Raw genomic sequence first — 11,297 nt, 5'->3', positions numbered from 1 at the left:
GGCGCCGAGACGCGCTGGCCGAGCGTTCGCGCTGCCAGGATCGCGCCCGCCGCGCCGGCCAGGATCGCGAGCGCCGGCGCCCAGCCGGCGAGCAGCGCCAGGGCAAGGCCGGCGCCCAGGCCCGCCGCCGCGCTCCACGGGGCCGATAGGCGGACGAAGCGGGTCTCGACGGCGTCGACGTCCTGCACCAGCCGCGCCGAGGCCTCGCCCCGCGACAGGGCCAGCGACTCCGAGGGCGGGGCGGCGGCCAGGCTCTCGAACACCGCCGGCCGGATGGCGGCCAGGGCGCGCAGGGCGGCGGCGTGGCCGGTATAGCGCTCGCCGTAGCGGGCGACGGTGCGCAGGATGGCTAGCAGGCGGATCGCGGCGCTGGGCAGCAAGACGTTGAACGCGTGCGCAGCGGCCAGACCCGCGGCGCCGGCCACGGCGCTGGCGACGATGAACCAGCCCGACAGGCCGAGCAGCAGGGTCGAGGCGGCGCCGACCACGACCGCGCTGGCGATGGCCAGGCGCAGGTCGCCGGCGCGCGCGCGCTTCTGGGCGCGGATCAGGGCGTCGAGGGGGGAGTTCGAGGCGCGCATCAAACGACGTCCTCGAAAGAAGCCGATGGAACGGGGCTTGTGGGAGGACCGGACATGGTCACAACCGCACCACCTGGTCGGCCAGGGCGGCGACGGCCTCGGAATGGGTGGCGATCAGGGTCGTGCGCCCTCGGGCGGCGGCGCGAATCGCGGTCAGCAGCTCGGCCTCGGCGGCGGCGTCCAGATTGGCGGTCGGCTCGTCCAGCAGCAGGATCGGGGCGGGCTTGAGCAGGGCGCGGGCCAGGGAGAGCCGCCGCCGCTCGCCGCCGGAGAGCCCCGAGCCGCGCTCGTCCAACAGGGCGTCGAGACCCCCGGGACGGTCGAGGACCAGGCCGACGGCCCGGGCCGCCGCCTCGATCTCGGCTCGAGTCGCCTCACGGCGCGACAGGGCGATGTTGTCGGCGATCGAGGCGGGCAGGATCAGCGGCGCCTGGCCGGCCCAGGCGATGTTGGCGGCGTCGGGCGCCTGCCCGTCGACCAGCACCCGCCCGGCGGTGAGCGGCGCCAGGTCCAGCAGCAGGTTCAGGATCGTGCTCTTGCCGGCCCCGCTGGGGCCGACCAGGGCGGTGACGGTTCCGGGCGCGAGGGAGAGATCAAAGCCCTCCAGGGTCGGGGCGTCGGCGTCGGGATAGCGCACGGTGACGCCCTCGAAGCGGATCGCGGGCGCCTGGGCCAGCGGGGCCGGGGCGGGCCGCGCGGGCGGCGGCTCGAACGTCGCCAGGCGGACGGCGGCGGCCTCGGCGGCCTGGCGGTCGTGATAGGCGGCGGCCAGGCGCCGCAGCGGGGCATAGACCTCCGGCGCCAGGGCCAGGACGAAGAAGGCGCGCTTCAGGTCCAGTTGCTCGGGGACGGGGAAGGGCAGCAGGCGCAGCAGGTTGAAGCCGCAATAGACCGCCACCAGCGCCACCGACAGGGCGGCGAAGAACTCCAGCGCCGCCGAGGACAGGAACGCCACGCGCAGGACCTTCAAGGTCCGCTCGGCCAGGTCGGCCGCCGAGCGCCGGAGCGCGGCGGTCGTGGTTGCTTCGGCCTGGAAGGCCAGCACCACCGGCAGGGCCCGGACGCGGTCGAGGAACAGGCCCGACAGCCGCTCCAACGCCTGGAACTGGGCGCGGCTCTCGGCGGCGGCGGCCGTGCCGGTCAGGATCATGGCGATCACGAACGGGACGAGGGTCGCCAGCTGGATCGCAGAGCAGATCGGGCTGGCGATCGCGGCGACGGCGATCAGGGCCAGCGGCAGGGCGGCGGCCGACAGGCGCGCGGGCAGGAAACGGGCGACATAGCCGTCCAGCGCCTCGACGCCCTCGACCAGGGCGGTGGCGGCCGCGCCGGTCGATCGCCTCGGGCCGCCGAACACCGCGCGGGCCAGATCGACGCGGACGCCGGCCTTGGCCTCGGCGGCGGCGCGCGCGCCGGCCTCCAGCGCCAGCTTGGCCAAGACGCCGCGCGCGAGCCCGGAGACGGCGACGAGCAGCAGCCAAGACGCCAGGGCCCACGGACCCCGCTGCTGGCCGATCGCGTCGACGCCGAACGCCAGCCCGGCCGCGAAGCCGACGGCGGCCAGGCCATCCAGCAAGACCAGGACGCGCGCCCGCCCGCCGGCCGCGCCGCCCTGGCGACCCGCGCGGTTTAGCCACGCCTTGGATCGCGCGATACGCTCAAACTGTACTATGCCCGACATGGCTTGAGTGTAGGCTGTCGCCGCCCGCGAGCCTTGATCTTGATCAAGGACCGGGCGGTTGGCCGGGTCTAGGGCAGGGCTCTCGATCGGCGCAATCATCGGCCGTTCGTCTCGGAGCCGTCCATGGACCCCGCCGTCATCGACCTGTCCCGCCTGCAGTTCGCGCTCACCGCTCTCTACCACTTCCTGTTCGTGCCCCTGACCCTGGGGCTCAGCTTCATGCTGGTCATCATGGAGAGCATCTATGTGATGACCAAGCGTCCGATCTGGCGCACGGTCACGCGGTTCTGGGGAACGCTGTTCGGCATCAACTTCGCGCTCGGCGTGGCCACCGGGATCACCATGGAATTCCAGTTCGGCATGAACTGGTCCTACTACTCGCACTATGTCGGCGACATCTTCGGCGCGCCGCTGGCGATCGAGGGCCTGATGGCCTTCTTCCTGGAGGCCACCTTCGTCGGCCTGATGTTCTTCGGCTGGGACAAGCTCAAGCCCGTCACCCACCTCTTCGTCACCTTCATGACGGCCCTGGGCACCAACCTGTCGGCCCTGTGGATCCTGGTCGCCAACGGCTGGATGCAGAACCCGATGGGCGCGGCCTTCAATCCCGACACCATGCGCATGGAGGTGACCAGCTTCCGCGACGTGCTGTTCAACCCGGTGGCACAGGCCAAGTTCGTGCACACGGTCAGCGCCGGCTATGTGATCGCCGCCGTGTTCGTGCTGGGCGTCTCGGCCTGGTACCTGCTGAAGGGCAAGTATGTCGGCGTCGCCAAGCGGTCGATGACCGTGGCCGCCGCGTTCGGCCTGGCCTCGTCGCTGTCGGTCGTCGTGCTGGGCGACGAGAGCGGCTACACCCTGACCGACAACCAGAAAATGAAGCTGGCCGCGCTCGAGGCCATGTGGAACACCGAGCCCGCGCCGGCCGGCCTGACGGCCTTCGGCATTCCCGACCTGAAGACGCGCCAGACCCACTACGAGGTCAAGATCCCCTACGTGCTGGGCCTGATCGCCACGCGCAGCTTCGACCGCCCCGTCGAGGGGATCTTCCAGCTGGTGGCCAAGGCGCAGGACCGGATCGAGAGCGGAATCGTCGCCTATGGCGCGGTCGAGGCGCTGAAGGTCAATCCGAATGATCTGACCGCCCGCGCCACCTTCGAGCAGCACCGCCGCGACCTCGGCTATGCCCTGCTCCTGAAGCGCTATGTCGCCGATCCCCGCCAGGCCTCGCCCGAGCTGATCAAGAAGACCGCCTGGGACGCGGTGCCCAACGTGCCGGTGATGTTCTGGGCCTTCCGGATCATGGCCGGGATCGGGGTGCTGATGATCCTGCTGTTCGCCACCGCCTTCACCCTGGTCACCCTGCGCAAGCACGACAGCAAGTGGTTCCTGGTGCTGGCCGTCGCCGCCATCCCGCTGCCGTGGATCTCGACGGAGCTGGGCTGGGTGCTGGCCGAGGTCGGCCGCCAGCCCTGGGCGGTGGACGGCGTGCTGCCCACCTTCCTGGGCGCGTCCAGCCTGACCGTGCCGCAGCTGCTGACCAGCATCGCGGTCTTCACCCTGCTGTACGGCGCCCTGGCGGTGGTCGAGATCGGCCTGATCCTGAAGACCATCAAGCGGGGGCCGTTCGCGACGCATGAGCCCGTCGCCCTCGGCGAACCGGCCGAACCCGAACCGATCGCGGCCTAAGGAGACACCGTCATGGAACTCCCCATCGACTTCGCCACGCTGCGCGTCATCTGGTGGGCCCTGGTCGGCGTGCTGCTGATCGGCTTCGCCCTGACCGACGGCTTCGACATGGGCGTCGGCGCCCTCCTGCCCTTCGTGGCCAAGGACGACGCCGAGCGGCGCATGGTGATCAACACCGTCGGCGCCACCTGGGAAGGCAACCAGGTGTGGTTCATCCTGGGCGGCGGCGCGATCTTCGCGGCCTGGCCGTTCGTCTACGCCATCAGCTTCTCGGGCTTCTATCTGGCGCTGTTCGTCGTGCTGGCGGCGATGATCCTGCGGCCGGTCAGCTTCAAGTACCGCTCCAAGCGCGCCCATCCCCGGTGGCGCGCGTTCTGGGACTGGAGCCTGTTCGTCGGCGGCTTCGTGCCGGTGCTGTGCTTCGGCGTGGCCATCGGCAATGTGCTGCAGGGCGCGCCGTTCCGCCTGAACAGCGACCTGCGCGCCTTCTATGACGGCTCGTTCCTGGGCCTCTTCTCGCCGTTCGCCCTGCTGTGCGGCCTCTTGTCGGTGTCGATGCTGGTGCTGCACGGGGCGGCCTGGCTGACCATCAAGGCCGAGGACGGGCCGGTCACCGAGCGCGCCCGCCGGATCGGCGAGATCGCGGGCCTGGCCAGCATCGTGCTGTTCGCGGCGGGCGGCTTCTGGGTGGCGTTCGGCGGTCTCGGCTTCCGGATCGAGGGCCTTGCCGACGCGGCGGGGCCGTCCAACCCGCTGCGCGGCGCGGCGGCCGTGCGCGCGCCCGGCGCCTGGCTCGACAATTATGGCCGCCACGGCTGGATGCTGCTGGGCCCGGTGCTGGGCTTCGCCGGCGCGGCCCTGGCCCTGGCCGGCATGCGCTGGAACAAGGCCTGGGCGGCGTTCGGCGGCTCCTCGGCCTCGGCGATCGGCATCGTCGCCACCGTCGGCCTGTCGATGTTCCCGTTCATCCTGCCCAGCAGCGTCGACCCGCGCTCCAGTCTGACGGTGTGGAACGCCTCGTCGACCCACCTGACCCTGTTCGTCATGCTGGTGGTGACGGTGGTCTTCCTGCCGCTGGTGCTGCTCTACACCGCCTGGGTCTACAAGGTGCTGTGGGGCAAGAGCACCACCGGCGCGCTGCTCACCAACCCCGACCTCTACTGATCCGAAGGAGACCGACCCGATGTGGTATTTCACCTGGATCCTCGGCCTTGGCCTGGCGGTCGCCTTCGGCGTGCTGAACGGCGTCTGGTACGAGTTCAACCTATCGGATGACGGCGACGAGGGCCTATCGGAGCCGTAGATCCCCGCGTCGTCCCGGAAACCTCGGAGAGGCCGTCCGGGACGCCCGGTTTTCGCCGCCCGCGACATTCCGGCGCGCGCGGATCTCGTCAGTCTTAACGCTTACTAAAGGCGACGCGGGCTTTTCTGGCATGAAGCTCGAGAGCGCGTCGTCCGCCGCTCCGGGCCAGACCATTCGATCCGGGGATATCGTGATGACCGACAACGCCGCGCCCGCTCTGGAGCTGATCTCGTTCTGCATCGGCGAGCAGGAGTTCTGCATCGACGTGAAGACCGTCCGCGAGATCCGCGGCTGGACGCCCGCCACGCCGATCCCGCACGCGCCCCCCTATATGCGCGGCGTCATCAACCTGCGCGGCGCGATCATGCCGGTGATCGACCTGCGCAACCGCCTGGGCCTGGGCGTCACCATTCCCGAGACCCGCCACGTGATCGTCGTCGTCGAGTGCCAGGACCGCCTGGCCGGCATCCTGGTCGACGCCGTGTCGGAGACCTTCACCGTGCCGCGCGAGAGCCTGCAGCCGGCCCCGGACGTGGGCGTCGAGGAACTGCGCTACATCCAGGCGATCATCTCGATGGAAAACCGCCTGATCACCTATCTGCGCATGGACGACGTCTTCCCGGCCCACGTCAGCGAAGCGGCTTAACATTCTCCTCCCCCAAGAGGGGAGGAGAGAAGCTGCCCTTTAACCCTTGCGCACGATCCGCGCCGCCTGGGCGTGGAAGCTGGCTTCGGCCTCGGCGGCGTCGGCGACCGCGCCGTGGCGGTCGGCCGCGACGCTCATCTTGCTCCTGGCGTAGCCGTCCGAGACCTTCCGGGCCTCCTGGCCGCGCAGCGAGGCGTTGGCGGCGGCCGTCTCGTGCCAGCTCGCCAGGTCCTCGGCGGTCAGGGCGCCCTCGGCCGGCGCGCTGGGATGGGTCATGACGTCGCCGAAGCCGATCGCCACGAAGCCGTGGATCACGCCGCCATAGTCCTCCTCCGACAGCAGGAAGGTGATCTGCCGCTCCTCGGACTGGCCGGTATAGGTGTCGCTCGCCGGGTCGAACTCGCGCAAGACGAGGATGTCGCCCACGGCGAAGTCGCGGTCGTTGCGGCGGATCTCGAAGCGCTTCTGGCCCGACCGCACGGCGGCGAAATATTTGGGCCAGGTCTTCAGCTCGTGGCGGTTCATGGGGGGCTTCGATCTTGGTGAGGGAGAGGCGGGGTTCTGGCGGTCGTACCCTAGAGCGTGACGCCGAAAGTGGGAACCGGTTTCGGCGCAAGTCACGCTCTAAGTCTTTGATTTAGAGCCTCGTTTTCGCGTCAAAACGATTCCGTTTTGACGCGCGAGGCTCTAGCGCGGGGTTAACAGCTCAAACATATCCCCAACAACCGATTTCCCCGGCGAATGCCGGGGCCCAGATCGAACCCACGAGCCGATGAAGATGGGTAACGCTCTGGGCGCGACCACCCAAACCTCTCCGGATGGATCTGGGCCCCGGCATTCGCCGGGGAAATCGGGTTAAGGGATCACGCGTCGATACACAGCCGCACGATCTCGGCGCGCAGCTCGGGCATGCCCAGGCCCTTCTCGGACGAGGTGGCCAGCACGCGCGGGAAGGCCGCCGGGCGCTTGGCGATCGCCTTCTGGGTCTCGGCCACCACCTTGTCGACCTCGGCCGGCTTGATCTTGTCGGCCTTGGTCAGGACGATCTGGTAGCTGACGGCGGCGACATCGAGCGCGTCCAGCGCCTCCAGATCGACCGTCTTCAGGCCGTGGCGGGCGTCGATCAGCACATAGACCCGCTTCAGGTTCGGCCGGCCGCGCAGATAGGCCCGGCCGAGGTCCTGGAACTTGTCGGCGACCGAGCGCGAGACGCGGGCGAAGCCGTAGCCGGGCAGGTCGACCAGGCGCACGCGCTCGGCCAGCAGGAAGAAGTTGATCTCCCGCGTGCGGCCCGGCTCGTTCGAGGCGCGGGCCAGGTACTTCTGGTTCACCAGGCCGTTGATCAGGCTGGACTTGCCGACGTTCGAGCGGCCGGCGAAGGCCACCTCGGGCAGGTCCGCGGACGGCATGGCGTCCATCCGCACCGCGCCCATCACGAAGGCCACGGGCTGGGCGAAGAACACCCGCGCCCGCTCGATCTCCTCGTCAGAAAACTCTTGGGGGGTGAACAGGACCTCGTCGCTCATCACGTCGTCGCGCTTACGGTCTTGCCTCGCAGGCGCGCGATGATGCGGTCGATCGGGTTCTCGACCTTGTAGCGGCGCATCATCACGTACTGCTGGACGATGGTCAGCACGTTGCTCCAGCACCAGTAGATCACCAGGCCCACCGCGAACTGCGACAGGGTGAAGGTGAAGATCACCGGGAAGAACTGGAAGATGCGCTGCTGCATCGGGTCGCCCGCCGGCGGGTTCATCGCCGTGGTCAGCCACATGGTGAAGCCGTACAGCAGCGGCCACACGCCGATGTGCAAAGGACCGTCCAGGAAGCCGCCGATGAACGGCGCGGTCGCCGGGTTCCAGTGGATCAGGCCAAAGAGCGTGAACACCGTCGACGGGTCGCGCGAGGACAGGTCCTGGATCCAGCCGAAGAACGGCGCGTGGCGCATTTCGATGGTGACGGTCAGCACCTTGTACAGCGAGTAGAAGACCGGGATCTGGATCAACATGGGCAGGCAGCCCATCATCGGGTTGATCTTCTCCTTGGCGTACAGCGCCATCATCTCCTGCTGCTGCTTGGCCGGATCGTCCTTGTGCTTGGCCTTCAGCTTCTCGACCTCGGGGGCGATCTTCTTCATCTTGGCCATGCTCTCGTAGCTCTTGTCGGCCATCGGATAGAGGGCGAGCTTGAGCACGACGGTCAGCAGCATGATGGCCAGGCCGAAGTTGCCGACCAGCTTGTAGAAGATCTCCAGGATATTGAAGATCGGGCGCGTGAAGAAGCTGAAGATGCCCCAGTCGACGGCCCAGTCGAAGCGCGGGATCTCGGCCTTCGGATTGTTCCAGAACTCCCAGATCGCCGGGGCCGGGGTCGCGCCGAACTCGTACTTGCGCAGCAGCGGCACGGTCTTGGCGCCAGCGAACAGGCGCGTCTTCTGGGTCAGGGTGGCGCCCGGATTCAGGGCCTGGGTCGGACCGACGAAGTTGACGTCATAGATGTCGACGCCCGCGACATTGGTGAACAGGTACTGGGCCTTGATGGTCTGGTCCTGGCCCGGGACCAGGGCCGCCAGCCAGTATTTGTCGGTGATGCCCGCCCAGCCGCCGACCGAGTCGAAGCTTTCGGTCGGGTGATCCTTCTTCCACTTGCCGTACTTCGACTGCTTCAGCTCTTGCTTGTCGCCGGCGCCGAGGACGCCGATGGCGCCTTCGTGGACGATCTGGGTCTTGCCCAGGTGGTCGGTGATGCCTTGACGCTGAACGCGGGCGTAGGGGGCCAGCTGGAAGGCGCTGGTCCCGTTGTTCTTGACGCTGTCGGTGACCGAGAACATCGCCTGGTCGTCGACGGCGATGACGCGGGTGAAGACCAGGCCCTGGCCGTTGTCATAGGTGAGGGTGACCGGCGAGTTCGGGCGCAGCACCTGCCCGGGCGCGGCGGTCCAGACCGTGCGGCTGTCGGGCAGGCCCGGCAGGTTCAGGCCGTTCCAGCCGAACTCGGCGAACCAGGCGTGCTCGGCGCCCTCGGGGCGGAAGAGCTCGACCGGGGGCGAGTTCTTGTTGGTGGTCTCGGCGTATTTGCGCAGGAACAGATCGTCGATGCGGCCGCCCTTCAGCGCGATCGAGCCTTGCAGGGCCGGGGTGTCGACCGGGATGCGCGGGCTCTGGGCCTTGGCCGCGTCGCGCGACAGGCGCAGGGGCGCGGGGTTGCCGTTGGCGTCCAGGGTCACGCCCTTCTGGGCGGCGACCTGCTGCTGGGCGATCTTCTTGGCCCGGATCTCGGCCTCGACCTTGCGCTGTTGCGGACCGGCCCACAGCACCTGGTACCCGATCAGGATCACGAACGCGCAAGCGATGAACGCCAGCGTGTTTTTGTTGTCGTTCTGCATTGGAGCGCTAACCGGAAACTCTGGGATCGGGTTGTTGGGAAGAGGCGGCGGTCTGGGCGCCGGACGACGGCTGCGGGTTTTTCGGCCCCGCCCGATCGTGCTCGGCGGCGAGGCTTATCAGCGCGGTTTTGACGTCGTCAAGCAAACGCCCCCATTCGCGCGTGGTCGTTCCGCCCCGCGCGATGAACACATAGTCGTGCGAGGGCCGCGCATGAAGGGGCAGGACCAGACGGGCGGCCTCGCGCAGGCGGCGCTTGGCGCGGTTGCGATCGACGGCGCCGCCGATCTTCTTGGTGGCGGTGAAGCCCACCCGCACCGTGGGATCCTCGTCGGCGCGGCGGCGCATCTGGATGAACACCGCGCCGCGCGACAGGGCCGGGGCCTTGGCCGCCAGCAGGAAGTCGGCGCGCTTGCGCAGGCGTTCGAACTTCAGAGCCTCAGCCATGAAAAAAGCCGCCTTTCCGGCGAGAACCTGAGACCAGGTCTGGGGAAAAGGCGGCTTTGATCATCGTCTTGCCTCCCGAAGGAGGAAGAGAATTAGGCGGTCAGGCGCTTGCGGCCCTTGGCGCGGCGACGCGCGACGACCTTTTGGCCGTTCTTGGTGGCCATGCGCGCGCGGTAGCCGTGACGACGGGCACGCACGAGCTTCGACGGCTGGAAGGTGCGCTTCACGACGTGGCTCCGAAATGCAAAAACGTTGAACGCGAAGCCATGAGCCCCGCGAGTGAGGCGCGGTGGATAAAAGAACGGGCGCGGGATGTCAACCTGAGTCGCCCAGGTTCCGACCTTCCCCGCGAAGGCGGGGATCCAAGCAGGGCCGGACCAGAAAGCACGGCGGAACGATCAACTCGGCTTGGATCCCCGCTTTCGCGGGGAAGACCGGTGGAGGGGCCTCAAGGCGCAATCACCGCCTTGCCCACCACCTTGCGCTGGCTCAGCAGGTCGAAGGCTTCGCGCCAGCGGTCGAGCGGCAGCTCGGCGTGGACGTGTGGCCGGATCACGCCTTCGTCCGCCATCCGCCACACCGCCTCGGCGTTCTCGCGGCCCTTGTCCGGAAACTGCCGGCCATACTCGCCGGCCCGCACGCCCATCACCGAGAAGCCCTTGATCAGCGGCATGTTGACCGACACCGTCGGGATCCGTCCCGAGGTGAAGCCGATCACCAGCAGCCGGCCGTCGAAGGCGATGCAGCGGACGCTCTCGTCGAACACGTCGCCGCCGACCGGGTCGTAGATCACGTCGGCCCCGCGCCCGCCGGTGATCGCCTTGACCTGCTCGCGGAAGCCGCCGGTGACATTGACGACGGCGTCGGGGGCGTAGAGCGCCTTCACGGCTTCCAGCTTCTCGTCCGAGGCCGAGGCGGCGATGACGCGCGCGCCCAAGGCCTTGGCCAGGTCCACCGCCGCCAGCCCGACCCCGCCAGCCGCGCCGTGGACCAGCACCCATTCGCCGGGCTCGAGCCGCGCGCGGCGCACCAGGGCGACATAGGCGGTCAGGTAGGCCGCGCCATAGGCGGCGGCCTCGGCGAAGGACAGCCGCGCGGGCTTGGGCTTGAGAGCCTCGGCCGACAGCACGGCGTACTCGGCGAACCCGCCTAGCCGCGCCCCGCCGACGACCGGATCGCCGATGGCGAGGCCGGTGACGCCCTCGCCCAGCGCCACGACCTCGCCGGCGAGGTCGAGGCCCGGGGTGAAGGGCAGGGGCGGTTTGAACTGGTATTCGCCCCGCGTCATCAGGAGGTCGGGGAAGTTGACGCTGGCCGCGCGCACGCGGACCAACGCCTCGCCGGGACCGGGCGTCGGGGCGGCGACCTCGCGGACGGCGCAGCCGGCGAAGTCGGGCGCGAGGGTCTCGACGACCAGGGCGCGCATGGTGGGGGGAGTGCTCATCCTAGATCCCAAAAAATCTTGTCATCCCGGCCGTAGCGAAGCGGAGAGCCGGGACCCAGGGGCAGGTGCTGATGCGGTGTCCCCTGGGTCCCGGACAAGCCCTGCGGGCTTTCCGGGATGACA

General features: G+C 69.1%; 11 protein-coding genes and 2 pseudogenes. 5 read left to right on the top strand and 8 right to left on the bottom strand.

The features are described from left to right. Window positions 1-581: pseudogene (locus Q0V34_RS13395) on the bottom strand (amino acid ABC transporter ATP-binding/permease protein); the annotation flags it as partial. 58 nt (window positions 582-639) lie between these two features. Then, a complete protein-coding gene (cydD, locus tag Q0V34_RS13390) occupies window positions 640-2,262 on the bottom strand; it encodes a thiol reductant ABC exporter subunit CydD (protein ID WP_297512689.1) in 1,623 nt (540 codons plus the stop codon). A 123-nt stretch (window positions 2,263-2,385) separates the two neighbouring features. Here cydD and Q0V34_RS13385 point away from each other — a divergent pair, with 123 nt between their 5' ends. From Q0V34_RS13385 to Q0V34_RS13370, 4 genes are all read left to right on the top strand, one after another. Next, the gene (locus tag Q0V34_RS13385; RefSeq protein ID WP_297512687.1) at window positions 2,386-3,951 is read left to right on the top strand and encodes a cytochrome ubiquinol oxidase subunit I; all 1,566 of its coding nucleotides are present in this window, start codon (window positions 2,386-2,388) and stop codon (window positions 3,949-3,951) included. Between the two features lie 12 nt (window positions 3,952-3,963). Next, a complete protein-coding gene (cydB, locus tag Q0V34_RS13380) occupies window positions 3,964-5,115 on the top strand; it encodes a cytochrome d ubiquinol oxidase subunit II (protein WP_297512685.1) in 1,152 nt (383 codons plus the stop codon). A 19-nt stretch (window positions 5,116-5,134) separates the two neighbouring features. Next, entirely contained in the window at window positions 5,135-5,254 is a 120-nt protein-coding gene (gene cydX / locus Q0V34_RS13375) for a cytochrome bd-I oxidase subunit CydX (protein ID WP_035043223.1), read from the top strand. Between the two features lie 190 nt (window positions 5,255-5,444). Beyond that, the gene (locus tag Q0V34_RS13370; protein ID WP_297512693.1) at window positions 5,445-5,900 is read left to right on the top strand and encodes a chemotaxis protein CheW; all 456 of its coding nucleotides are present in this window, start codon (window positions 5,445-5,447) and stop codon (window positions 5,898-5,900) included. 39 nt (window positions 5,901-5,939) lie between these two features. Here the strand turns inward: Q0V34_RS13370 and Q0V34_RS13365 are convergent, their stop codons facing one another. The 6 genes from Q0V34_RS13365 to Q0V34_RS13340 form a co-directional block, all read right to left on the bottom strand. Beyond that, complete coding sequence (locus Q0V34_RS13365; RefSeq protein ID WP_297512682.1) at window positions 5,940-6,425, bottom strand: ASCH/PUA domain-containing protein; 486 nt, start codon at window positions 6,423-6,425, stop codon at window positions 5,940-5,942. Between the two features lie 338 nt (window positions 6,426-6,763). After that, window positions 6,764-7,426, bottom strand: coding sequence for a ribosome biogenesis GTP-binding protein YihA/YsxC (yihA, locus tag Q0V34_RS13360; protein WP_297512680.1), 663 nt, complete (start codon window positions 7,424-7,426; stop codon window positions 6,764-6,766). After that, window positions 7,426-9,285, bottom strand: a complete 1,860-nt coding sequence (gene yidC / locus Q0V34_RS13355) for a membrane protein insertase YidC (protein WP_297512678.1) — start codon at window positions 9,283-9,285, stop codon at window positions 7,426-7,428. The genes yihA and yidC overlap by 1 nt, the downstream gene beginning before the upstream one ends. A 7-nt stretch (window positions 9,286-9,292) precedes the next feature. Next, window positions 9,293-9,730, bottom strand: a complete 438-nt coding sequence (gene rnpA, locus Q0V34_RS13350; protein WP_297512676.1) for a ribonuclease P protein component — start codon at window positions 9,728-9,730, stop codon at window positions 9,293-9,295. A 92-nt stretch (window positions 9,731-9,822) separates the two neighbouring features. After that, entirely contained in the window at window positions 9,823-9,957 is a 135-nt protein-coding gene (gene rpmH, locus Q0V34_RS13345) for a 50S ribosomal protein L34 (protein ID WP_004622337.1), read from the bottom strand. Window positions 9,958-10,178: 221 nt separating this feature from the next. After that, complete coding sequence (locus Q0V34_RS13340) at window positions 10,179-11,174, bottom strand: NADPH:quinone oxidoreductase family protein (RefSeq protein WP_297512671.1); 996 nt, start codon at window positions 11,172-11,174, stop codon at window positions 10,179-10,181. On the opposite strand from Q0V34_RS13340, the pseudogene Q0V34_RS13335 reads away from it, so the two are divergent. After that, window positions 11,155-11,296, top strand: a pseudogene (locus Q0V34_RS13335) (hypothetical protein); the annotation flags it as partial. The gene Q0V34_RS13340 and the pseudogene Q0V34_RS13335 sit on opposite strands and share 20 nt — an antisense overlap. Window position 11,297 lies beyond the last annotated feature (1 nt).

This window comes from uncultured Caulobacter sp., assembly GCF_947036865.1.
Classification (GTDB): Bacteria; Pseudomonadota; Alphaproteobacteria; order Caulobacterales; family Caulobacteraceae; genus Caulobacter.
This window is presented reverse-complemented; position numbering and strand designations above follow the sequence as displayed.